Annotated in this window: 15 protein-coding genes, 1 pseudogene and 1 CRISPR repeat array; of the genes and pseudogenes, 7 read left to right on the top strand and 9 right to left on the bottom strand. The window is 68.5% G+C overall.

Features of this window, described 5'->3' with window-relative positions:
• Nucleotides 1–183: 183 nt before the first annotated feature.
• A complete protein-coding gene (locus ACZ5K7_RS35300; RefSeq protein ID WP_468920071.1) occupies nucleotides 184–570 on the bottom strand; it encodes a hypothetical protein in 387 nt (128 codons plus the stop codon).
• Nucleotides 571–1211: 641 nt separating this feature from the next.
• Here ACZ5K7_RS35300 and ACZ5K7_RS35295 point away from each other — a divergent pair.
• Nucleotides 1212–2495 carry a ParA family protein gene (locus ACZ5K7_RS35295; protein WP_468920068.1) on the top strand — a complete coding sequence of 428 codons (1284 nt, stop codon included), beginning with the start codon at nucleotides 1212–1214 and terminating at the stop codon, nucleotides 2493–2495.
• Complete coding sequence (locus tag ACZ5K7_RS35290; RefSeq protein WP_468920065.1) at nucleotides 2492–3538, top strand: ParB/RepB/Spo0J family partition protein; 1047 nt, start codon at nucleotides 2492–2494, stop codon at nucleotides 3536–3538. Before ACZ5K7_RS35295 ends, ACZ5K7_RS35290 begins: the two co-directional genes overlap by 4 nt.
• A 136-nt stretch (nucleotides 3539–3674) precedes the next feature.
• Here ACZ5K7_RS35290 and ACZ5K7_RS35285 read toward each other — a convergent pair.
• Nucleotides 3675–4129, bottom strand: a pseudogene (locus ACZ5K7_RS35285) (alpha/beta hydrolase); the annotation flags it as partial.
• 396 nt (nucleotides 4130–4525) lie between these two features.
• On the bottom strand, nucleotides 4526–5155 hold the full coding sequence (locus ACZ5K7_RS35280) for a TetR/AcrR family transcriptional regulator (protein ID WP_468920063.1): 630 nt from the start codon (nucleotides 5153–5155) through the stop codon (nucleotides 4526–4528).
• Between the two features lie 124 nt (nucleotides 5156–5279).
• Between ACZ5K7_RS35280 and ACZ5K7_RS35275 the strand changes: the two genes are divergently transcribed.
• A complete protein-coding gene (locus tag ACZ5K7_RS35275; protein ID WP_468920061.1) occupies nucleotides 5280–6272 on the top strand; it encodes an aldo/keto reductase in 993 nt (330 codons plus the stop codon).
• Nucleotides 6273–6382: 110 nt separating this feature from the next.
• Here the strand turns inward: ACZ5K7_RS35275 and ACZ5K7_RS35270 are convergent, their stop codons facing one another.
• Nucleotides 6383–7585 carry an IS110 family RNA-guided transposase gene (locus tag ACZ5K7_RS35270; protein ID WP_468920058.1) on the bottom strand — a complete coding sequence of 401 codons (1203 nt, stop codon included), beginning with the start codon at nucleotides 7583–7585 and terminating at the stop codon, nucleotides 6383–6385.
• Between the two features lie 525 nt (nucleotides 7586–8110).
• On the opposite strand from ACZ5K7_RS35270, the gene ACZ5K7_RS35265 reads away from it, so the two are divergent.
• The gene (locus tag ACZ5K7_RS35265; RefSeq protein ID WP_468920056.1) at nucleotides 8111–9133 is read left to right on the top strand and encodes an IS110 family RNA-guided transposase; all 1023 of its coding nucleotides are present in this window, start codon (nucleotides 8111–8113) and stop codon (nucleotides 9131–9133) included.
• Between the two features lie 66 nt (nucleotides 9134–9199).
• Here ACZ5K7_RS35265 and ACZ5K7_RS35260 read toward each other — a convergent pair whose 3' ends face one another.
• The 3 genes from ACZ5K7_RS35260 to ACZ5K7_RS35250 all read right to left on the bottom strand — a co-directional run bounded on the left by ACZ5K7_RS35260 (nucleotide 9200) and on the right by ACZ5K7_RS35250 (nucleotide 11594).
• Nucleotides 9200–10363 (bottom strand): hypothetical protein, encoded by a 1164-nt coding sequence (locus ACZ5K7_RS35260; protein WP_468920054.1) that lies wholly within the window; start codon nucleotides 10361–10363, stop codon nucleotides 9200–9202.
• A gap of 213 nt (nucleotides 10364–10576) precedes the next feature.
• The gene (locus ACZ5K7_RS35255) at nucleotides 10577–11236 is read right to left on the bottom strand and encodes a nucleotidyl transferase AbiEii/AbiGii toxin family protein (RefSeq protein WP_468920052.1); all 660 of its coding nucleotides are present in this window, start codon (nucleotides 11234–11236) and stop codon (nucleotides 10577–10579) included.
• A 7-nt stretch (nucleotides 11237–11243) separates the two neighbouring features.
• Complete coding sequence (locus ACZ5K7_RS35250) at nucleotides 11244–11594, bottom strand: hypothetical protein (protein ID WP_468920050.1); 351 nt, start codon at nucleotides 11592–11594, stop codon at nucleotides 11244–11246.
• A gap of 501 nt (nucleotides 11595–12095) precedes the next feature.
• Nucleotides 12096–12734: a CRISPR direct-repeat array (repeat unit 29 nt; unit sequence CGGGACACCTCCGCTCGCGCGGAGCCGAC).
• A gap of 213 nt (nucleotides 12735–12947) precedes the next feature.
• Here ACZ5K7_RS35250 and ACZ5K7_RS35245 point away from each other — a divergent pair.
• Nucleotides 12948–13958, top strand: a complete 1011-nt coding sequence (locus ACZ5K7_RS35245; protein ID WP_468920048.1) for a CRISPR-associated endonuclease Cas3'' — start codon at nucleotides 12948–12950, stop codon at nucleotides 13956–13958.
• Between the two features lie 327 nt (nucleotides 13959–14285).
• Here ACZ5K7_RS35245 and ACZ5K7_RS35240 read toward each other — a convergent pair whose 3' ends face one another.
• Together ACZ5K7_RS35240 and ACZ5K7_RS35235 are read right to left on the bottom strand one after the other, a co-directional pair.
• Nucleotides 14286–14651 (bottom strand): hypothetical protein, encoded by a 366-nt coding sequence (locus tag ACZ5K7_RS35240; protein WP_468920045.1) that lies wholly within the window; start codon nucleotides 14649–14651, stop codon nucleotides 14286–14288.
• On the bottom strand, nucleotides 14648–14911 hold the full coding sequence (locus ACZ5K7_RS35235; RefSeq protein WP_199839040.1) for a hypothetical protein: 264 nt from the start codon (nucleotides 14909–14911) through the stop codon (nucleotides 14648–14650). The genes ACZ5K7_RS35240 and ACZ5K7_RS35235 overlap by 4 nt, the downstream gene beginning before the upstream one ends.
• Before the next feature lie 191 nt (nucleotides 14912–15102).
• Here ACZ5K7_RS35235 and ACZ5K7_RS35230 point away from each other — a divergent pair, with 191 nt between their 5' ends.
• Together ACZ5K7_RS35230 and ACZ5K7_RS35225 are read left to right on the top strand one after the other, a co-directional pair.
• The gene (locus tag ACZ5K7_RS35230; RefSeq protein ID WP_468920043.1) at nucleotides 15103–17094 is read left to right on the top strand and encodes an ATP-dependent nuclease; all 1992 of its coding nucleotides are present in this window, start codon (nucleotides 15103–15105) and stop codon (nucleotides 17092–17094) included.
• Nucleotides 17081–18946: an ATP-dependent helicase gene (locus ACZ5K7_RS35225; protein ID WP_468920041.1), complete on the top strand. Its 1866-nt coding sequence runs from the start codon at nucleotides 17081–17083 to the stop codon at nucleotides 18944–18946. The genes ACZ5K7_RS35230 and ACZ5K7_RS35225 overlap by 14 nt, the downstream gene beginning before the upstream one ends.
• Nucleotides 18947–22953 lie beyond the last annotated feature (4007 nt).

Here is a 22953-nt window from a genome sequence, read left to right as displayed (position 1 = left end):
CATGGCGAGTTGGGCCGCCGGCGGCATCGTCGGACGCCGGGGCGGGCAGCCCGGACAGCGCTGGGGTGATGGTCGGCGGCAACTGCACGGTGATGTCCCGGCCCTGGATGACCGCGTGGAAAAAGTACCCGCCAGTTATCGTGTTGCTGGTCGCGCCGCCTTTGGGAGCATCTGTCACGCCGGTCACCGCGTCGAGTCGGGTCCGCTGTTACCGGGAGCACCGGAGGAGGACGCAGGTGGGGGCGGGGTGGTGAAGTTCAGGTTGGAGAAGTCCCGGCCCTGGATGACCGGTCCGTTCTGGGTACCGCCGCTGACGGTGTTCGTCACTGACCCGTCGCCGGTGCGTACCAATTTGGCCTGCTCGTGCCAGGCCGTGAGATGGGTACGGAAGTCCTCATCCACCGCGGCCCGCACCGCCAGGGCGGTGCTCAGCGCCTGCGCCCGATTCTGATCGTCCGGAGCTGAGGCAAGGCGCACCAGTGCGCTCAGTCCCGCCCACGCCTGCTCGCCGAACTTCCCGCCGGCCCCGCCGGCCAGCGCTACCAGCAGGCCCACCGATACCGGATCCATTCCCCACCAACCTCGCCTTACGCAACCAGGAACTTGCATTCAGTGACGAAGTGGAGAGGTAGGCGGTTCCCGCTCCGCGCCACGCAACCCGCCCCTTGTAGGCCGAGTCGGCCCTCGTGGCAGCAACCTGACTGGCTGGCACAGGAGGCCGCCACTGGTACCTCTCGCTGGCCGGTACGGGGACATGCGACCGGCGGGCGTTCGGCTCTGGTGCGAAGTGTGACAACCGCCTATCACCGGTCCGCTCCCCTCACGTTGGCCCTGCCTGTGGACCGGTCCGACAAGTGGGAGGACTCGGAAATGCTGAAATCACGTCAGGCCGCTGAGCGGCATCAGAGAGAGGAAGTCCTCCTGGCCACAGGGTTGGGGACTCGGCAGCACCCAGAAGAACTCACGGGATGTTGCACAGCACGCGGACCCCCGGCGCTGAGCAGACGCCAGCAGAACCTCCAGCCCGGGGGGCTTCACAGGGCTGCTTCGCCTTCGGCTGGATTATCACGCCGTGATACTCCAGCCGCCCCGGTCGAAGCCAGCCCCAACTATCACGGCGTGATAATCGCTACCCCACTGAGAGGGTGAAACCCCATCAGACCGCGTTAACCGGGTGCCTCAGAAGCAGCAGAGGTCAGTAAGGTGACGTCGTGGCCTCTCCATACCCTGAGGGAGACCGGGAAAAGGTGACGTCCAAGCTCCCCCCGGCGCTCCAACGCGAACTGAAGATCCGATGTGCCGAACTCGGCCTGGACATCCAAGATGCCGTCGAAGCCGGCATCACCGCCTGGCGGACCAGCACCCGCCCCTCGCCCGAGATCGACACGTCGGGCGCGAAGTCGTTCTCCCCGTGGCTCCCGCCCGGCTTGTACGACGACTTCAGGAGCACCTGCAACGACCGCTCGGTCTCCTACACGCAGGGCCTCGCCCAGAGCATCCGGCTCTGGCTGGACGAACACCCCTCCCCGGAAAACGCTGCGCAGACGGCCGACCCGGTGCGGATCATAAACGCCAACCAGAAGGGCGGCGTCGGCAAGACCACGGTGTCCCTCGGGATGGGCGAGGCCTACGCCGAAGACCCCGACGTCGGCCGGGAAGCACTCACCCGGTTCATCGACTCCCTCGCCTACGGCGACCTCAAGCGCATAGGGAAGACCAAGACCGACGTCCACGACCTGCTCGACCGGGTGACGATCGGAGGACGGCGGGTCCTGGTTGTCGACTACGACCCCCAGAGCCACCTGTCCGACCAGCTCGGGATCCCGCAGATCGAACCCGGCCGGGAAAGCCTCGTCTCCCACATGATCGGTGAGGCAGAGGGCGACCTGCGCGATCTGATCGTCACCGTGGACGACCCCCGATTCGGGCGCCGCCTAGACGTACTGCCCGGCGCGTTCGACGGGTTCGTACTCGACTCCCGGCTTGCACTCACCGCTGCCCAGTCCCGCGGCTTCCAGAAGGAAGTAGCCCTGGAGCGGGCACTACGGCCGATCGAGGACGACTACGACGTCATCATCATCGACTGCCCTCCCAGCCTCGGTCTGGCCATGGACGCAGCCCTGTACTACGCGCGCCGGCGCCGCAACGAACGGCCGGCTCGTTCCGGCGTCCTGATTCCCGTTCAGGCCGAAGACAGCTCAGCGACCGCCTACCGCATGCTCGTCGACCAGATCGAGGACCTGCGCAAGGACCTCGGCCTGGACATCGACTACCTCGGCTTGGTGGTCAACCAGTACGACGCACGACGCGGCTTCGTCGCCACCTCGTCCCTGGACCAGTGGGCCAGCCTGGAAGACCAGCGCGTCCTGGCCGTCCTGGACGACCTGAAGGAACAGCGCGAAGCGGTCCGCGTCAAACAACCGCTCCTCTCGTACGCGCCGCACTCGAAGCAGGCCAACACCATGCGGATGATCGCAATGGAGGCAACCCTGTGAGCAAAGCAGACCAACTCGGCAGCGGAACCGCATTCGGCGCGGCTGCTGGCGCCCGCAGCTCACGGCGGGGTGTCATCGGCCACGCCATCGGGGACGGCGCCACCATGGCGACAGCAGTCACCGATCTGCCGGTCACGCAGATCAGCGACAACCCCGACAACCCGCGCAACCACCTGCGCAACCTGGACGACACCGTGGCGTCCGTGCGTGAAGTCGGCGTCATCCTGCCCATCGTCATCGCGACGACCGACGCCTACCTCCGCGACCGGCCCGACCGCACCGACGACCTGGACGAAGGCGCGCACTACGTCGTAGTCGACGGTCACCGGCGCCTCGAAGCCGCACGCCGCGTAGGCCTGGCCACCATCCCCGTCCGCGTCGACAACGCCCGCGTCAGCACCGACGAGTCCCTCCTCGAGGCCGCGTTCATCGCGAACTACCACCGCGACGACATGACCGAACTGGAAGAGGCCCACGCGCTCCAGCAACTGGTGACCTACTACGGGACCCAGACCAAAGCTGCCCGGCGACTCGGCATCCCCCAGAACACCATCTCCAGCAAGCTGTCCTTGCTGAAGCTGTCACCAGAGCTCCAGAAGGACCTAGTCACTGGCGAGCGGACGGTGGAGCACGTACGCAACCTGGGCAAGCTGTCCCCCGAAGAACAAAAGAAGAAGGCAGACGAGCGCGCCGCCGCCGACCGTCGCACGCCCATCCGCGAGACACCGGAACCTCCGAAAGCGGCTGACCCATCAGCCGATGACAGCACGGAGGCGGCGCAAGTATCACGCCGTGATAATCCCGGCACGATGTTGCCCGCACAGGACGGCCGGCCACAGCCGGACCGGACCACCACGCTCCCCGAACCGCGCGCCGACGACGCAGCCAGGGACGACCAGTCCCCGGGACAGCAACCGAAGAAGTTCCCCTACAACGACGGCTTGCAGGCGGCGCACTTCCTCATCCACAAGATGCCGCCCGACGAGTTCAACACGATGCTGGACGCGCTCATCAAGCACCACAACCGGCAGACCACCGCCTGACGCGCGAACCGATACCCCCTTGGTTGGGGTCATGGTCGGCCCGACCATGACCCCAACCAAGGCGAGATGGCCTGCCGCTGCCCTCGGTAGCCGTCTCCTAAGATCATTTGGGCGGGACAACGGTTGGCAGGCCCTCGGCATGCTCGGCGGTCCACCGCAGCCCGGCGTACACGTCGTCGATTGGCGCAGGGTGCGGGTGCTCCGGCGCCAGCCGGTATTCCACGGACACCACGACCGCGCCCGGCTCCTTCGCCCACCGCAGTGCGTCGTTCACGCCGGCGCGGTTGTTGCCGGCCACCATGCCGCCGCCGTGGATGTGGTAGATCACGGGCAGTGGACGGTCCGTCGCCGGAGCGGCCGGCCGACAGATCAGCAGCGAGATGTCGGGCGCGTTCTCGGGGCCGGCCACGACCCGGTCCTCGACCTCGAAGGCGCCGTCCAGGGTCAGGTCCATGGTGGCAACATCGCGATGCCGGGCCCGTTGCGCAGGGCCTCGATCTCGTCCATGGTCAGCTTGAGGGGCAGCGGGTCCTTGATCATTTCCAGGGCGGCCGCGAGCTCCGGGTCGAACGGGGGCGGCGTAAGCGTCATTGCTTGTGCTCCTCATGCTGTGTGCGGCGGTCGTACGACGATGGTCCGCGCGTCTGCCGGGTTCCGGCATGCCGCCGGGCGCGGGACTTGTCCGCCATTCGGCGGGGAGCCCGCCGTGCTCGGCTTGGGCGACCGGTCGGCCAGGACCAGTGACCTCGGTGTTTCGCCAGGTGGTGACCCACATACGCCCCCTCACGGCCACACGGTGGGGCCAGCTTCAATACCCGAGTGCGGCCAAGTGAAGTTGCCGCAAGCAGGCGCCCGTGCCTGCCCACCCGGCGTCTGTTCCCTGGCCCAGGAGCACTGATTCGTCAGCAGGATGGCCCATTGGTGAGCGGCAAGGGCCGGCGCCGTTTGGGAAATGTTCGAGCAGGGCTGCCGCCGGTCCGGGGGACCTCAGCGTGCTCGAGGGAAAAGCCGTTCGACAGCGGTCACCACCGCGGCGCGGCGGGCGGCGGTGGTGGGGTCCACGGCGTGTGCGGCGGCGGCCTCGCTGAGTTCGGGTTGTGACGCCCAGGTCATGGCGATCTGGTTGACCAGGGCGAGGACGTCGGCCGGGTCCCAGGCGGGGTCGAGCTGTCCAGCCTGCTGCACCTGGCGGAGCTGGTCGATTTTGCGGGCGATCACTGCCTGGTCGGGATCGTCGGCAACGGCTGTGGTGCCCGGCAGTTCGAGGCGGCCCCAGGTGATCAGGCGGTGGTGGTCTGGACGGGCGACGAAGTAGTCGAACAGGCGGCCCGCGTAGCCAGGCAGGTCGTACGGGTCCATCTGGGTGGCCTCGGCGATGACGACGTACTCTCGTGCAGCGACAGCGGCATAGAGCGCATCTTTGCTGCGGAAGTAGGCATAGACGCGTTCTTTGCTGGTCTTGGCGAGCTTGGCGATGCGGTCCACGCGCGCGCCGGCAATGCCGTGGCGAGCGAACTCCTCCATGGCAGCGGCAAGGATGCGCTCGCGCGTGGTGTCGCCGCCGCCAGCGGCTCCTGCGGGCGCTGCGGTCTGGCCGGAGTCGCGGGACTGGGACATAGCCCCAGGATAGAGCACCGAACCGTTTGGTTTGGCATCCGGGCGGTCGGCGCGTAGGGTCAAACGGAACAGTTCGGTTTGGCCTCTACGGGTGAAGCCGGCGAAACACTGAGGGAGTGAACTCATGCAGCACCGCAATCTGGGCTCTCAGGGTCTGCGCGTCTCGGCGCTCGGCCTGGGGACCATGGGCATGTCCATGGCCTACGGCGCCTCAAACGACGACGAGGGCATCGCGACCATCCGCCGCGCCCACGAACTCGGGATCGACTTCTTCGACACCGCCGAGCTGTACGGCGCCGGTACCGGCAGCAACGAGATCCTCCTGGGCAAGGCGGTCAAGGACTTCCGCGACGAGGTGGTCCTCGCCACCAAGTTCGGCTTCGACATGACCGCCCCGGCGCTCAGCCCCGGCTTCAACAGCCGCCCCGAGAACATCCGCAAGGTCGCCGAGAACAGCCTGCGCTACCTGCAGAGCGACCACATCGACCTCTTCTACCAGCACATCTCCGACCCCGCCGTTCCGGTCGAGGAGGTCGCCGGCGTGGTCGGCGAACTGATCACCGAAGGCAAGGTGAAGTACTTCGGCCTGAGCAACGTCGGCCCCCAGTACATCCGCCGCGCCCACGCCGTCACCCCGGTCTCCGTGCTCCAGTACGAGTACTCGCTCTTCGAGCGGGAGGTCGAGGAGAAGATCCTTCCCGTTCTGCGGGAACTCGGCATCGGCCTGGTGCCCTACTCCCCGCTCGGCCGCGGCTTCCTGGCCGGCCAGGTCAAGCCCGCCAGCGAATACCCCGCGGACGACATGCGTAGCTGGGACGAGCGTTGGCAGGGCGAGAACTACACGTACAACGTGCGCGCCATCGATCAGCTCAAGAATCTGGCCGACAGCAAGGGCATCACTACCGCCCAGCTCGCGCTGGCCTGGCTGCTCGCCCAGGGCGAGGACGTCGCGCCCATTCCCGGCACTCGCAGCACCAAGCGCCTTGAGGAGAACGCCGGCGCCACCGACGTCCAGCTCTCCGCCGCTGATCTGGCCCGCATCACTGAGATCCTTCCCCGCGGCTCGGCAGGCAGCCGCTACCCCGCTGCGATGCTGTCCAGCTTCACCACAGACTGACCGCGCCAGGCACACGCGCATGGGACGCCAGGCCCGTCGGCCAAAGGCGGCACGCGGGCCAGTGCCGATGGCAGGGGGTACCGGGCGGGGGGGTGCCTCTATGTCTTTCGTCAAGCGAGGCGTGGGGTTCGGGGTTCGTAGAAGGTGGCGTCGCGGAGCATCGCGAACAGCACGTTAATCCGCTGGCGGGCCAGGCGGAGGAGTGCCTGCGTGTGGGTCTTCCCGCGGGCCCGGCATCGGTCGTAGTAGGTGCGGGAGGCGGGATCGTGCAGGGCGGCGAACGCGGACAGGAACATCGCGCGTTTCAGCTGCCGGTTGCCGCCTCTGGGCGCGTGTTCGCCGTGGATCGAGGTCCCCGACGACTTCGTCGTCGGGGCAAGGCCGGCGTAGGAGGCCAGGTGAGCGGCGGTGGGGAAGCTGGTTCCGTCGCCGATGGTGACCAGCAAGGTGGCGGCGGTCCTGACCGCGACCCCCGGAATCGAGGTCAGGACCGCGGAAAGAGGGTGAGCCTCCAGCAGCTGTCCGATCTGCGCTTCCAGAGCTCGTCGCTGTTCGTGGACGGCTGCGAGCGAACGGGCCAGGGACGGGATCACGATGTCGAGGGTGCCGGTGCCCGGGACCATGACGGTCTGCTCATCGAGCGCGTCGAAGACCTCGTCGATCAGCCGGGCAGCCATGCGCGGAGCCTTGGGCCCGGTCACCTCAACGAGCCTGCGGCGTCCGGCCTTTCGCAGCGCGGCCGGGGATCCGTAGCGTTCCAGCAGCCAGGTCACCGCGGGGTGGTCCAGGCGCGGGCCGAGGACGCGTTCCAGGCTGGGGTAGAACTGGGTGAGCAGGCCGCGTATCCGGTTGGAGGTGCGGGTGGCCTCGGCCGCCAGGTCCTGGTCGAAGCCGACCAGCACGGTCAGTTCGGCGGTGATCTCGTCGGTCAGTTCCAAAGAGCGCAGGGTGTGCGGCATGGTCTGGGCGGCGTTCGCGATCACCGCGGCGTCCTTCGCGTCGGTCTTCGCCTCGCCCGGGTAGAGGTCGGCGATCCGCCGCATGGACAAGCCGGGCAGGTAGGCGACCTTGCAGCCCGCGTCCCGGGCGACCGTGAGCGGGAGTGCTCCGATGGAGGCGGGCTGGTCCACGATCACCAGCACAATGCCGAACTTCGCGGCCAGCTTGTCGAGGACGGTCCGCAGCTTCGGCTCGCTGTTGGGCAGCTGCTTGTCGAAGACCTTCTTGCCAGCCGGGGTGAGCCCGTACCCGTGGTGGGCGCTCTTGCCGACGTCCAGGCCGAGGAAGACGCCCACGTCGTTGATGTCGTCCAACCCATCCTCCCGAACGGGGTTTGTGCGGTGCTGGCCAGGGCGTCGGCGTCGTATATGCGCATCCACGTTATGCAGACCTGCCGCCCGCAAGCGGCCGGGCATTGCGCCAGGCCAGGCGGTAGTCGGACCTCTCATCAGCGTCTCCAACGACGCCTCCCGGGCCCGGTGACACCACCCCCCAGGTCATCCGTTCGACAGGGGGGAACAGTCATGCCGGGCCCGGAGGCCAGCGGTCCTCTTGGAGGACCGCGGAAAACATAACTGTGAGAGTTCTTCTGCGGCCCGGGATGGGTTGCTGCCAGGCTCGGCGCTCGTGATCCGGCATGACTCGAAACATAACTGGCGTCCCGTCAGGGACTGCCGTTCCCCCGAGATGTCCGCCGGACACGGGCGTCGGCCCGGCCCACCCGTTGGCTTGATCAGCAGCTTGTCCGCCTTCCGGCGTGACTCATCACAGTTCCGCCACGCGGTGACTCCACCCAGGCCGACGCCGTTACGGTCGGCCGCCCGGAGGAGAACAACCGCATGACCATGCTTGCAGAACAAGTCGATGGCGTCATCGGCGTCGACACCCACCGCGACACCCTCGCCGCAGCCGCCGTGAGCCCCATCGGCGCCGTTCTGGCCAGCACCGATTCCCCGGCCAACGCCCGCGGCTATCGTCGCCTGCTGGACTTCGCCCGCCAGCACGTTCCCGGCCGCCGTTGTTGGGCCCTCGAAGGCATCGGCAGCTACGGTGCTGGCCTCGCGGTCTTCCTGGACCAGGCCGGCGAGCAGGTCGTCGAGGTCTGCCGCCCAAAACGAGCGGCCAACCGCGGGGGCCGTAAGACCGACATGCTCGACGCCATCCGGGCCGCCAAGGAGGCCCTGGCCACCGAGCATCTGATCCAGCCCCGCCTCCGTGGCGAACGCGAGGCATTGCGGGTGCTGCTTGCCACCCGTCACGGCGCTGTCCTCGCTTCCACGGCCGCGAAGCTCAAGCGCCCCGCCCAGATCGCCTACTGTGCTCAGTTCCGACACCGCCCGGCCCAGGACCTCGAGCACCGGATGACTGTGCGAGCCATGCGGTCCACGGCCCAGCGCATCCAGGCCCTGCAGGCCGAGGCCAAGGAACTTGAGAACGAGATCCTCGCCCTGGTGCGGCGGCAGGCCCCCGAGCTTCTCGGCTTGCTCGGAATCGGACCGATCACCGCCGCCCAGATACTGGTCAGCTGGTCTCACCAGGGACGATTCCGTTCGGAAGCCGCCTTCGCCTCCTTCGCCGGTTTCTCGCCAATCCCTGCCTCGTCCGGGCTGACCAATCGACACCGCCTCAACCGCAGTGGCGACCGGCAGCTCAACCGGGCCATGCACACGATCACCCTGATCCGAATGCGACTCGATCCCTCTACGAAGACGTACGTCGCACGCAAGATCGCCGAGGGGAAGACCTCCCGTGACGCGCAGCGATGCCTCAAGCGGGTCATCTGCCGCCAAATCTTCAAGATCCTTGAGCGCGCCGACCGGAACCGACTCGGCAACGTCGGCGAACTCGCTCAAGCGGCTTGACACGACATAGCAGCCTCGGGGGATCGCATCTGGCTCACAGGGCGGCTGGGGTTTGTGGCGTCAGCGTCAGACCGTCCTGTGGAAGCCGGTGTATGCGGCTGGGGTGGTGAGGATTGTGTGGGCGATGGTGCCGTAGGTTGCGAGAGTGGCGGCTGGTCCGCGGATGTGGGCGTATGCGAGGACGAGCGTCGGGTCGGTTCTTGCTGCTTCGCGCAGGTGTGCCAACTCCCAGGCGGTGAGGGCGGTTTCGTCGCCATCACCGGAACCGTCGAGGGAACCGGGGGGTTGTGCGTGGCCGCCGAGCGGTTTGCGCAGGACGGCGGTGGCCTGCTGGAAGGCTCTGTTGGGACCCACCTGCGGGAGGTGTTCCTCGTGCTTCAGGTCGGTGGGGACGGTTGTGAGTGCGTCTTGCTGTGTCTTGCGGCGTAGGGCGGCGGCGATGACGCGGTGGGGGGCGCGTGGCCGCCATCGGGGTACGCCGAGTTCGTGGCCGAGGTGGTGGAGCCAGCGGACGATGCGGGGTTCGTTCCAGTCTCGGGCGATGAGGTCGAGTAGCACCCAGGACAGTTCGTCGAGTGTGGAGCGTTGTGTCCAGTTGACGAGCGGACGTACCGATTTCGCGGTCTGGCGGGCCCGTTCGATGCGGGCGCCGGTGATTTTGTAGCCGGTCACCGTCAGCCGGCGACGTTTCTTCCGTCGGACGGACCTTTCGTCTGTCGCGCTCGCGGTAGAACCTTCTTCACCACCTACTAGCTGTACCTTTTCCTCTTTCTCAACCCACCACAGGGAAGGGGTCCGCGTATGGTCGTCGACAGGAGCCTTGGTGTCGGTCCCTCGAGGTGGTGCGGTGCGTTGGCCGGTGATGAGCCGGGCCCGGTAGCCGGTGCCGGCCACCGTGTTGCCCACGTGGGTGTCGTAGTGCGGTGGGATCGTCGCGGCGTACACCGTCGCGGTCTTCGCGTAGCCGGGCAGGCTGCGGGATCGCAGCGCGTTGCGCCGTGACCCGTGTTCGGCCCAGGCGAGCCAGCCGCCGGCGCGGAGCAGTCGTACGTGGTTGGTGACCGCGGTCCGGCCCAGGCCGGTGCGTTCCATGACGTCCGTCAGGACGTAGCGGGCGTGCCCGGTGTCGTAGTCCATGCGGCCTGCGAGCACGTTGACGATGCGCTGGGTCGTCCCGGTGAAACCTGGGATGAGTCCGGCCTGGACGGCTTTCGTCAGGGCCCGCAGCACCCGGTCGCGATTGTTGGCAGGAGTGCTGTCTCGGGTGCAGATTTATCTGAAAGCCCAGCCACCATCCATTAATGCTATTAATGTAATAATTTTCACTTCAGGTTGGAATTGTTTCGGGACCGGGGTGGGTCCGTCTGGAGCGCACCCCGGTGGTGCCGCCTGCAGGTCTTTCCTGCGGGTGTCGACCTCGCCTGCTTTCATGCGTGGGGGATGTCAGTCGTCTTCGTCGTGGATCCGTGTTCCCAGGTCCTGTGCCCATTCCAGTGCCCACGTTTTGAGTTCGGCGATCTGCTGGGCGTTCAGTCCGTAGGCGGTGTAGTCCTCGTCCTCGTACCAGTCCGCGCCGGTGAGCCGGTCACGAAGGTCTTCGAGGCTGAATTCATCGTGGGCACGTCGGCGGCCGAGTGCTTCGAGGTCGGCGATGGAGCGGTGGCGGGAGGCGGCCTGCACGTCAATGAGGTCGCGGACGGTGCCGCGGTCGGCAAGGGCGCGGACCTTGGTGCCGATCACATCATCGAGGGAGAGGACAGGACCGTAGCGGGTCTGGGCGGGCGGGGCCCAGAACGCCTCCTTGAGGACATCGACTTCGCATTCTTCGCCCGTGTCGGGGTCGGTGACGAGGAACCGGCCGCTGAGCGGGTCGGTCTGGACATGCGTGGTCCGCCAGCCGCGCGCGGTGAGGCCGGCCGTGAGTGAGGCGACGATCTCCTCCATCGGGGCGGGATTTTCGGTGGCGACGTCGAGGTCGCGGCTGAAGCGCTCGACCAGGCCGTGGGCCTGCACCGCGTATCCGCCGGTGAGCACCAGGGGATAGGGGGAGCCAAGGTCGAGGACGTCAGCGAGGAGGCGCTCGTGGAGCGGGGGGAGCTTCACGCGGCCGTCATGCCGCCGTGCCGGTGCGCGGCAGCTCGGGGAAGGTATCCTCCCACGCCTCGCGGATGTAGGGGCTGACCAGGCGACGTAGAACGGGCCACTGCTCGGCCAGCAGCCGATGGTGAAGGAAGGCTGCCAGGTCCTCGCGCAGGCCTTCGGCCAGAACGGCCCGGTAGAGGGTCATGCAGGACTTCGGGCGGTCCAGGCTGTAGCTCGTCCGCCCGGACCAGACGATGTGGAGCGGCAGGTCGACGGTGCCCTCGACGGGGCCTGCCAGCTCCCCGAGGCTCCTGGGCAGCCGGCTGCGGTAGCGGTCCCTCAGCACCTCGGCGCGGACGGGAGCGGTCGTCGCATCCATGCTTCCAGTATCGCTGATGGAAGACGGCGCCATCACGCAGGCCTGAACAAGGATGTCGGGATCAAGAACGACCCCGGGACATCGGCAGATGTCGAGGTCCTGGCTGGGACGGTTTGCGAGGCGGTGTGCCTGCGCGGCGTATGCGCCGGTGAGGACCAGTGGATACGGGACGCCGCCCTGTGAGCCTTGATCGCCCTGATCGTGCCCTGCCACGTCGTCGTGCACGCTCGCGTGCCTCTCCGTGTCCCGTGGGTTGTCAGTGGAGGGTGTGATGATGCAGTCGTGACGCAGCCGAACCCGACCCCTGTTCCACTACGTCTGTGCAGCGGCCAGACCGGGACACCTCCGCTCGCGCGGAGCCGACCCAAACGGCATGCCGCTGACGGGCACGCTCACCGGGACACCTCCGCTGGCGCGCAGCCGACATGGCGTCCCGCTTCGACGCGTAACTCAGCAGCGGTACACCTCCGCTCGGGCGGAGTCGGCTGACGTCAACCGTCATAGGACACCTCCGCTCGCGCGGAGTCGACGCCGCCATTCACTCCGTCACGAAGCCCCCCAACGGGTCACCTCCGCTCGTGCGGAGCCGACGCATGACGGGGAGGAGTACCGACGCGTCCCGCCGGAGCACCTCCGATCGCGCGGAGCCGACTCGTCCTCCGGCAGATCCAGTGCGCGGCAGACCGGGACACCTCCGCTTGCGCGGAGCCGACGACTGCCCCCACCCCCACGCCTGCAACAGGTGCGGGACACCTCCGCTCGCGCGGAGCCGACCCGCCGGTGATCTGCTGCTCTTCGAGCTGCACCGGGACACCTCCGCTTGCGCGGAGCCGACGAGGACAATGCCTGGAGCGCGGTCTCCGGCTTCGGGACACCTCCGCTCGCGCGGAGCCGACATCTGGTCCGAACGCCGCATGACGTTGAAGACCGGGACACCTCCGCTCGCGCGGAGCCGACGACTCAGTTGAGGCTGCCGTGCGGTTCCGAGACGGGACACCTCCGCTCGCGCGGAGCCGACGAACCGGTCGGCGGCGTTGCTGCGGGAGATGGCGGGACACCTCCGCTCGCGCGGAGCCGACTGGATGCGGAGGCTGGCCAATCGCTGCAACGCCGGGACACCTCCGCTCGCGCGGAGCCGACACTTCGCGACCTGCAGCGGTAGAGCGGCTTGGTCATTTCTTTATTTTGCGGTGCGGTGGGGTCTGGTTGTTGGGCGGGGTGTGGGGGTCATGGAGCCGGGATTCCGGTTCGGCGTTGTGGTCGGCCTTGAGGGTAACTCTGCTTGCCGTGCTGTGACTTGGAGAAGTGCTGGTCGGGGGGTGTTGTCAGTGGGTGGTGTTAGAAGAGCGTGTCATGGACGACGAGGATGCTCCGCTGGTCGATGTGCGGTTGTGGGGTAAGGAGCACGGGTTGCCGTACCCGTATCCGCTGGTCTGTCATCTGCTGGATACGGCGGCTGTGTTCGGGGCGTTGTGGGATGTCCTGCTGGATGACGTGGCGCGTGGGCGGATAGCAGCCGAGCTGGGTCTGAGCGTGGGGGATGCCCGGCCGGTGCTGTCGTTCTGGGCTGGGCTGCATGATCTGGGGAAGATCACGCCGGTGTTCCAGGCGCAGGTGCCCGCGGCGTTCGGGGCGGTCGCTGAGGACGGGTCGTATGTGGCGGCTGTGGGTGCGGAGGGGTTGCGGGGGTTCCGGCACGAGCAGGGGACGCACTGGTCGCTGGTGTCGCTGCTGGGGGAGATCGGCTATCGGGTGGGCCGGTCGCCGGCGGGGAGTCTTGCGCATCAGGTGGCGCAGTGGCTGGGCGGTCACCACGGGTGTTTCGCAGGGGTGGTGCCGTTGCGGCAGGCGGCCGCGGCCTCGCGGTATCAGGCGGGGCTGGGGGAGGGGAGCTGGCAGGAGCAGCGGCGTCAGCATCTGCTGGAGCTGCGCCGGGTGGTGGGGGGTATGGCGGTGCCGTCGGGGGAGTTGTCGGCGGTGACGGCGGTCCGGCTGTACGGGCTGGTGGTGCTGGCGGACTGGCTGGCCAGCGATATCGGCTGGATCAGGCGTTTGTTGCCGGGCCGGGACTGGGCGGGACGCCCCAGGGAGTTGGACGGGCATTACAGGCGGGCGGTGGCGGCGGCGCCGGGCGTGGTGCGGGCGGCCCGGCTCGGCCGGGCCGGGTTCCCGCAGGAGGCCAAGCCGGCTTTCGGTGACCTGTTCCCGTTTCCGCCTAACGCGCTGCAGCGCGATGTGGCGGAGGTTCTGCCCGGGGCGGCGGCCGGGGAGGAGCCGGGGCTGGTGGTGGTGACGGCGCCGACGGGGGACGCAGGTGGGCGGATCAAGAGCTCGTCCGAATCCTGGGCGACCTCAACGTGCTGACCCGGATCATCGCGCTGCACCGCCGCGCCGAGGGCGCGGATGTCAGGCAGCTCCCTTTGCATGAGGCCCGGACCGCGGCCGTGTGGCCTTGCTGTCCTTCGAAAGGGTGCTTGAACAGATGGAGGTGGAGCACCGATCTACCGAGGAGTGGTCCGAGCTCCGCTCCCGGATCCGCGCGCTGGTCACGAACTTCGTCGGCAGACCATAGACCGACCAGGCGCCCCCTGGCGCGTGACCGATCTTGCGCGATGCGTCGACCGCGGGAACTCCGGTCCATGACCAGAGGCGTATTGATGGCCGGGCGACGTTGCCCACGGCCATGCCCGATCAGCTCGTCCAGGTCTTGATCTGAGCGGCGACCTCACGTACCGGGAGCCCGTCCCGGGCGGCGCGGGCCAAGGGAATCACGGTGTCCAGCCCAGGGCTCACCGGGAGGCCGCATGCGGACAGGTAGGCCGCCGCCACCGTGGCTGCGAACAAGAGGTTGCGCACCTCAAGGCTGGGGTTCCTCGCCAGTTCACACAGCAAGGCCGCGGCCTTGTGATGGGGCTCGGGATAGACCTCGTGGTCCAGGACCTCCGCCCGATGACGTGCTTCGGCTGCTACCGGCACGCCGTAGTCGACGACCTGGGGATCCCCCGGGATCTGCTGCGCCACTGCCAAGATCCAGGCGAGATCGATGCGCAGATTCACGCGGCGTCCCTCGGCGCGCGCTCGGCCAGCCCTTCGGGAAGTCCGGGGTACCGGTCTTCACCGACCTCCGCCTCGAACGCGTCCGCGTACTGGGCCAGGAACGTCGCGGCGCCAGCCATGAAGGCGGCACGTGCCTGATTCACATCGGCCTCGATCAAGTCAGCCACGTACCCCTGCAGCGTCAGACCGCGGCGCTTGGCCCGGTCCTCGGCTGCCGCCTTGACGGCGTCGTCCAGTCGGATATTCGTCTGCTTTGCCATACCCACCACCATAGCTAGCCGCTGATACCGCCGACTAGCACTCGGCTCCACAGGTTCCCACTGCCACCCGCGAGCGAAGATCGTCTATCAGGCGGCCTGGTAGGCCACCGGACGCTAGGAAAACCGCTCACCGGCATGGGTGGTCCTGGAATGATGAATCACCACATCGCACCAGATCGCCAAGGGGACGAATGGGCCTGCACATTTCGCGGATCGAGATACGCAACTTCCGAAACTTCCGGCACCTCGTCATCGACGACTTCCCCGCCCACGCCGTGATCGTCGGCGAGAACGGCGTCGGCAAGTCGAACCTGCTGGAAGCGATCCGCCTGGTCCTCGACCCATCCATCTCCGACGCACGGCGCATGCTGCGCGAGGAAGACATCTGGGAAGGACACCCCACAGGCCTGGCTGGCGGAGCCGAGGTGACCATCGTGGTCGAGCTACGCGGCTTCGACGACGACGCCGACGCCAAGAGCATTCTGTCCAGCGCCGCGGTGGACTTCGATCCCTACGTAGCCCGGCTGACCTACCGCTTCGCCCCGCGGACGGAGGTGGCCACGGCCGATGGCTCCCGTGTGCAGCCGACTGGCCGGCCGCTGACCGCGAAGGACTACGACGTCATCGTCTTCGCTGGCGACCGCGAGACCAACGACGTGCGCGCCATCCGCCGCGAAGTTGCCTTGCGTGTCCTGCCGGCCCTGCGAGACGCCGAGGCGGACCTGCACAACTGGCGGCGCAGCCCGATGAGGGATCTCCTCGAACGGCTCCCCCTTGACCCGGTGAACCTGGAAGCCACCGCCTCGGCAATGGCCACGGCAGTTGACCAGCTCACCAAGGACGACAACGTCGCCAAGCTGGAGGGGCACCTGACGGACCGGCTGACAGCGATGTTCGGGCCGCGCCTGGCGGTCCAGCCCACCCTGGGGTTCGCCTCCTCCAAGCCGGACGAACTGATTCGCGCTGTACGGCTGTTCTTCGACACGGCACGCCGCAGGAGCATCTCCGACACCAGCCTGGGCAGCGCCAACGTTATCTACCTCGGCCTGCTGCTCGAAGCCCTCAGCCAGCAGCGAGACGACGAGGAATTCATCGCCACCCTCGTCGCCGTAGAGGAGCCCGAAGCCCACCTCCACGTCACCCTCCAGCGGCACCTCTTCGGGTACCTGCTGCGCAGCGGACCGTCGCTCGTCCTCACCACCCACAGTCCGCACATCGCCGCCGTTGCCCCGGTTCGCTCCTTCATCGTGCTGCGTGCAACGGAGAACGGCACTACCGGTGCCACGACGTCCGCCCTCCCCGTCAGTAGCGAGCAGGCCGCGGACCTGGAGCGCTACCTCGACGTCAGCCGCGCCGAGGTCCTCTTCGCCTCCGCCGTCGTGCTGGTCGAAGGACTGGCCGAGCTGTACATCCTCCCCGCCTTGGCCGAAGCCGCTGGGTTCGACCTCGACGCCTACGGAACCGTGGTGGCCAGCGTCCACGGCACCGACTTCAAGCCCTACCGGGCGCTCCTCGGTCCGAAGGGCCTCGACACCCCTCACGTGGTCATCACCGACGGAGACGCCGCCCGCGACAAGCGCGGCCGACGGGAAGCCGGCCTCAAGCGGGGGGCGAACCTCCACCCCGAGGAAGCCCGCGGCAAGGCGCTCCGGGACCAGATTGCCCGCCTGCCGGAAACCGGCGCGGGCGGCTACCAAACGACCCGCGGTCCCCTCGCCTCAGAACTCCAGGACCACGGCGTCTACGTCGGCGCCCAGACCCTGGAGACCGACCTGTGCTCCATGTTCGGCGAGGAGATCATCCAGGCCTTCAAGGAGCTGAACGGCAACGCCACCGCGATCGACGACGTGAGCCGCGGGGTCGCCAACGAGCTGAACACGACGGTCGACCCCGAGCTGCGGAAGAAGATGCTCAAGCGCATCGGCGACCTCGGCAAGGGCCGCTTCGCACAACGCCTCGCTGCGCACATCGCCCAGGTCGACCTGGATGCCCGGATCCGGTCCGAAGCCAACATCACGGATGACCTTGTCCCCCTGGACGAGCACGCCCTACGCCGCCTGGGCACGGCTTCCTACCTCTTCCTGGCCATGGAGCGCATCAGCCGCGCGGCCCGTGGAATCTCACTGCTCACCGGCCACACGGCGCCACAGGCCAACGGGCAGGGCAGCGATGCAGGTCAGTGACGCCCTGCTAGCGGAGCTCGACAGTCTGCACCCCAGGCAGCGGGCCGCCGTTCTCCACGACGGCAACGTCGTACTGCGGGCCGGACCGGGAAGCGGGAAGACACGCACCCTCGTCGCCCGGATTGCCTACGTGCTCCAAACACAGATCTCGGCCTTCCGCGGCGTGGCCTGCATCACCTACACCAACGCGGCGGCCGAGGAGATCCGCCGCCGCGTCCTCCGCAGCGGCGTGCGCGCCGAAGGGCGGATCACCTGCTCCACCGTGCACGCCTTCTGCCTGAACGAGATCCTCCGCGCCTTCGCGCACCTGACCGGGCAGCCAGCACCCCAAGCAGGTCAGGTCCTCAACAAGACGGCCACCGAAGCGCTCCTGCAACGCTGCTTCGACCAAGTCGGCATCGCCGAGGTTCTCGCCCAGCACCGCATGCCCCAGAGCACCCGGATCCGCCGGGCCCTGGCCTGCAATGAGAACCTGGACAGCTTCGACCCGCGGGAAGTCCAGGCGGCACGCCTCTACGAGGAACAGCTCATCCTCCGAAGCGAGATCGACTTCGAGGCCATGGTCTCCCGGGCCGTGCACATCGTTAGGGAGCACGCACATGTCCGCGACCTCCTGCGCTCCCGCTTCCCCCACCTCGTCGTCGACGAGTACCAGGACCTCGGCGGAGTCCTGCACGAACTCGTCCTCGCCCTGCGCGACCTGGCTGGCATCACCGTCTTCGCCGTCGGGGACACCGACCAGTCCGTCTACGGCTTCACCGGAGCCGACGCCAAGTACCTGACCGAGCTGGCAGGCCGAGCAGACTTCCTCGATCTCGAACTCGAGGTCAACTACCGCAGCGGCCAGGACATCATCACCGCCGCCGAAGCCGCCCTCGGACTCTCCCGAGGCCGCCTAGCCCGCGAAGGCGCACCCCCAGGCGACGTCAACCTCGAACAGGTCGAGGGAGGGCTCGCGGACCATGCCCGAGTGACCTGCGACCTGGTCGAGCAGGCGCAGAACAAAGGCATCAGCCCCGAGCGGATCGCCATCCTCTACCCCGCTCGCGGTCGCCTGCTCGACGACGTCCGCAGCGAGCTCACCCGACGCAAGCAGGACTTCCGGCACGAAGGTGACGACAAGCTCCCCGCAGGCAGCCTTTCCCGCTTCGTCCAGCGGTGCGCCAGCCGCGCCGTCACTAACTACCAGATCCACACCGCATCCGGCACCGATCGCGCCGACATGCTGCGCCGTACGCAGGCGCCGTCACTTGCCTCCCTGGCCCGCGCCTTCACCACGCTGCGTACCGAGGCCCAGCTCGCCCCGTCCCCCTCGCGGCTCTTCGTGCCCAGGGCTCTGCAGCTGTGCCTCGACCCCGAGGAGCTCTACCCAGCCGAAGCACCTGCCCTCGCCTGGCTGGAGCAGCTGCGCGCCGGCTTGGCTCTCGACGAGATAGCCGCAGCACACCCCGACCAGGACAACACGAGCTGCCTCGATGGCCTGGCCGGCCTGTGCAGGTCCAAGGCCCTTCTGCTGCAGGACCTCGCGCGCGGCGAGGAAGTCATCGGCAAGGTACTGCTCGCCACCTACCACGCAGCCAAGGGCCGAGAGTTCGACACCGTGATCCTGCCGGGCCTCCTCCAGGGCCTCATTCCGCGTGATGTCCCAAGCGGGAAGCAGTGGCGGAAACCCACGGAGGCGGAGCTCGCGGAGCAGAGGCGCACCTTCTACGTCGCCCTCACCCGTGCAGAGTCGACCGTGACCATGATTGTCGGCCCCGGGTACGAGACCAGGAACGGATACTGGATGTCCTTGGGGCCTTCAGCCTTCGTGATCGAGATGGTGCAGCGGCTCTTCCCCAAGGAAACCTGACCACGTCTGCGCGAACCGCGCTGCGTCCCGCCACGCGACCCGATTCCGCGATATATGCGATAGAGACTGGGCGGCGCAGTACCTTGACGGGCAGTCCACCTGGGCGCCCCCCCGTGCGCTGCGACCGGGGGCCGCCCCCGCTCACGCCGTGCTACCCGGGCCGCAACATTTTGTGGATCTTGTCTGGGGCATCTCCGCTTCCGCGGAGCCGACGACGGCGTGTTCGTCCTCCACTGGCTCGACGACGGGACACCTCCGCTCGCGGAGCCGACGAGTTCAGTTACCTCACCAGGGCGCCGACCGACGGGACACCTCCGCTCGCGCGGAGCCGGCTGGTCCTCGGCGTTGTACATGGTCGACCAGTACGGGATACCTCCGCTCGCGCGGAGCCGACAGCACGACCACCTTCGGCAGCGGCAACCTGAACGGGACACTTCCGCTCGCGCGGAGCCGACGCCCACGATGCTTTCCGCCACGCCCCGCCGTTCGGGACACCTCCGCTCGCGCGGAGCCGACACCACCGTCCGGGCCGGGAGGTCAGCGACGGCCGGGACACCTCCGCTCGCGCGGAGCCGACCCCCACGCCTGCGCGAGGGTGAGCCGGTCTTCCGGGGCACCTCCGCTGGCGCGGAGCCGACGGCGGCGTCACGATCCCGCTGAACGTCTGCAACAGGACACCTCCGCTGGCGCGGAGTCGACCACCGGAGCCAGCGCCGCTTCCTGGTGCACTGGCACACCTCCGCTCGCGCGGAGCCGACCTGGTCTGCGAAGTCCTCCCCCAGGGCGACATCGGGCCACCTCCGCTCGTGCGGAGCCGACTTCGTCATCGCTCGCCGCATCTGGATGGAGAACGGGGCGCCTCTGCTTGCGCGGAGCCGACGATGGCGTGTTCGTTCTCCACTGGCTCGACGACGGGCCACCTCCGCTCGCGCGGAGCCGACTCACACGGTGTGTGGTGCCGCGGCAACACCGGTGGGACACCTCCGCTCGCGCGGAGCCGACTGCTCGGCCAGGCCCTGCACGTACAGCAGCTGCGGGGCACCTCCGCTCGCGCGGAGCCGACTGGTCCTGCGTGATGGACGCCTGGTAGGCGTTCGGTACACCTCCGCTCGCGCGGAGCCGGCATCCAGATCGGCACCGGGGCAACCGCCGAGGTCGGGATTACCTCCGCTCGCACGGAGCCGACTCCTCGTCGGCCAGACACTCGTCCACGCCGGCCGGGACGCCTCCGCTCGCGCGGAGCCGACCAGCGGACCTCTACCGGATCCGGGCAGGGAATCGGGACACCTCCGCTCGCGCGGAGCCGACATCCCTGGCCGCATGCACCGACTGCTGGGGGATGGGACTCCTCCGCTCGCGCGGAGCCGACATTTGGTCCGAACGCCGCATGACGTTGAAGACCGGGGCACCTCCGCTCGCGCGGAGCCGACTCGATCCACAGCCGGGCGATAAGACCGTTCACCGGGACGCCTCCGCTCGCGCGGAGCCGACGGGACTCCCGACGCTGAAGTCGAGGGCGACGCCGGGCCACCTCCGTTCACGCGGAGCTGACCTCGATCCCGGGTCCGCACAGAACGCCAGCACCGGGGCACCTCTGTTCACCGGGAGTCGACTCGGTGGAGACGACGAACGCGCCGCTCTCCTCCGGGACACCTCCGCTCGCGCGGAGCCGGCAACGGCGTCTTCGTGGAGGACTACTGCCACGGCGGTACACCTCCGCTCGCGCGGAGCCGACCCGAGTTCGCGGATCAGGTCGCTGTACTCGCCCGGGACACCTCCGCTCGAGCGGAGCCGACATAGAGCCGCAGTACGAGGACGGCGAAGAGTTCGGGACACCTCCGCTCGAGCGGAGCCCGCTACGGCTGGGACGGCGTTGCCTGATGCGCCATCGGGATACCTCCGCTCGCGCGGAGCCGACCTGAACGTCGACAACACCGCCAACTGCGGCGACGGGACACCTCCGCTCGCGCGGAGCCGACCTCAACAACACCGCCTCGCACGACATCGAGGTGGGGACACCTCCACTCCCGCGGAGTCGACCCTCCCTCATGCCATCCGCTGTCCGACCCGGACGGGACACCTCCGCTCGCGCGGAGCCGACTACATCCGCGCCGAGATCGAGGGGAAGTCGATCGGGACACCTCCGCTCGCGCGGAGCCGACGGCAAGGGGCTGTGGGTCCTGCCCTCCGACTACGGGATACCTCCGCTCGCGCGGAGCCGACGAGGGCGTCACCCACGTGCCCTGCGTGGTCTCCGGGTCACCTCCGCTCCCGCGGAGCAGACAAGGAGGCGGGGGCGGTGACCAAGATGAACGCCGGGTCACCGCCGCTCGCGCGGAGCCGACACGAGCAGCTGCTCCGGCTCCCACCCGTCGTGCGGGACACCCCCGCTCGCGCGGAGCCGACCACGCGCGGAAGTACTCGCGCGCGGCCTGCGACGGGAATCCTCCGCTCGCGCGGAGCCGACCCGACGTTCTCCGTGCGCCCCACCGTGCCGGACGGGACACCTCCGCTCGCGCGGAGCCGACGTTCTGATCGACGGCTCGGAGGTGATGGCCGCCGGGACCACTCCGCTCGTGCGGAGCCGACCACCTGCCCTACCTCGTCGGCACCGCCGCCCGCGGGACACCTTCGCTCGCGCGGAGCCGACCGAAGCCCCCGGGTATCCGCCGATCCCGGGGCGCGACATCTCCGCTCGCGCGGAGCCGACGTCACGATCTCGCCGTACTCGAAGCAGGCCCACGGGACGCCTCCGCTCGCGCGGAGCCGACCCCAGGTACAGCGCGATCAGCAGCGCTGTGTACGGGACACCTCCGCTCGCGTGGAGCCGACCTGCGGACGTCTGCTCAAGGGCAGCAGGTCGTCGGGACACCTCCGCTCGCGTGGAGCCGACTCCACCAGGGGTGTAAGCGGCGTGCTCGCCCTCGGGACACCTCCGCTCGCGCGGAGCCGACAGCACGACGATCAGCTCACGTTGCAACGACAACGGGTCACCTCCGCTCGCGCGGAGCCGACATGATCTTGCCATTCTGTAAGTCGGCCCAGTGCGGGACGCCTCCGCACGCGCGGAGTCGACGCAGTGATGCACAGGGCGATCCACCAGGCGTCCGGGACACCTCCGCTCGCGCGGAGCCGACTTCTTCAGGGAGATCTCGGCGGCCTGGAGCTCCGGGACACCTCCGCTCGTGCGGAGCCGACCTGGGATCCGCCGGGTTGCGCGGCCACAGATCCGGGACACCTCCGCTCGTGGGGAGCACACCCCTTTTGGGGACGCGGCGGCGCCGTCGGCGGCGGGACACCTCCGCTCGCGCGGAGCCGACGTCATGAACGTTGTGTTCGGCAGCACCACGAACGGGGCACCTCCGCTCGCGCGGAGCTGACAGCTTCGGCGACGACCAGACAAGCGGCACCGGCGGTACACCTCCGCTCGCGCGGAGTCGCTCGGTGAACGCGCCTTACACGGCCGCCACTCCGCTCATGCGGAGCCGGCGGGAGCCGAGACCCCGCCGCACCGCTGGGATACTTCCGAGCGGAGCCGACCACGCGAGCATTTCCACGCTCGCGGGCTGCGCGGGGATACCTCCGCTCGCGCGGAGCCGACTCGAGGAAGATGTTGAGCTGCCCTTCGTAGTTCGGTACACCTCCGCTTGCGCGGAACCGACGCCACGCAGGTCACCGAGGCGCTCGACGAGTGCGGGACACCCCCGCTCGCGAGGAGCCGACGAGCCCACCACGAACAGGTCGGCCGACGTCATTGGGGCACCTCCGCTCGCGCGGGAGCCGACAGCTCGAAGATCGCGTACCCGACGGTGCCGGGAGGGAGACCTCCGCTCGCCTGGAGCCTGACCGCCTCCGATCGTGCGGAGCTGGCTCTCCAAGTTCCTTCTGGTTGTCGAACTGGTCCGGAACACCTCCGCTCGCGCGGAGCCGACGCCAGGTTCTGCGCCCCGGTACCCGCGTTGTCCGGGACACCTCCGCTCGCGCGGAGTCGGCCAGATGTGCATCGA

The sequence above is a fragment of the Streptomyces sp. NPDC031497 genome, assembly GCF_055580905.1.
Note: the sequence above shows the minus strand (reverse complement) of the source record. Positions and strands in the feature narration are given on the sequence as shown.

What these genes read in the sequence shown, in the direction of transcription:
- ACZ5K7_RS35300 (WP_468920071.1), bottom strand. Translation starts at nt 570, where the DNA reads ATGGATCCGGTATCGGTGGGCCTGCTGGTAGCGCTGGCCGGCGGGGCC.
- ACZ5K7_RS35280 (WP_468920063.1), bottom strand. Translation starts at nt 5,155, where the DNA reads ATGTCCCAGTCCCGCGACTCCGGCCAGACCGCAGCGCCCGCAGGAGCC.
- ACZ5K7_RS35275 (WP_468920061.1), top strand. Translation starts at nt 5,280, where the DNA reads ATGCAGCACCGCAATCTGGGCTCTCAGGGTCTGCGCGTCTCGGCGCTC.
- ACZ5K7_RS35265 (WP_468920056.1), top strand. Translation starts at nt 8,111, where the DNA reads ATGACCATGCTTGCAGAACAAGTCGATGGCGTCATCGGCGTCGACACC.
- ACZ5K7_RS35250 (WP_468920050.1), bottom strand. Translation starts at nt 11,594, where the DNA reads ATGGATGCGACGACCGCTCCCGTCCGCGCCGAGGTGCTGAGGGACCGC.
- ACZ5K7_RS35245 (WP_468920048.1), top strand. Translation starts at nt 12,948, where the DNA reads ATGGACGACGAGGATGCTCCGCTGGTCGATGTGCGGTTGTGGGGTAAG.
- ACZ5K7_RS35235 (WP_199839040.1), bottom strand. Translation starts at nt 14,911, where the DNA reads ATGGCAAAGCAGACGAATATCCGACTGGACGACGCCGTCAAGGCGGCA.
- ACZ5K7_RS35230 (WP_468920043.1), top strand. Translation starts at nt 15,103, where the DNA reads ATGGGCCTGCACATTTCGCGGATCGAGATACGCAACTTCCGAAACTTC.
- ACZ5K7_RS35225 (WP_468920041.1), top strand. Translation starts at nt 17,081, where the DNA reads ATGCAGGTCAGTGACGCCCTGCTAGCGGAGCTCGACAGTCTGCACCCC.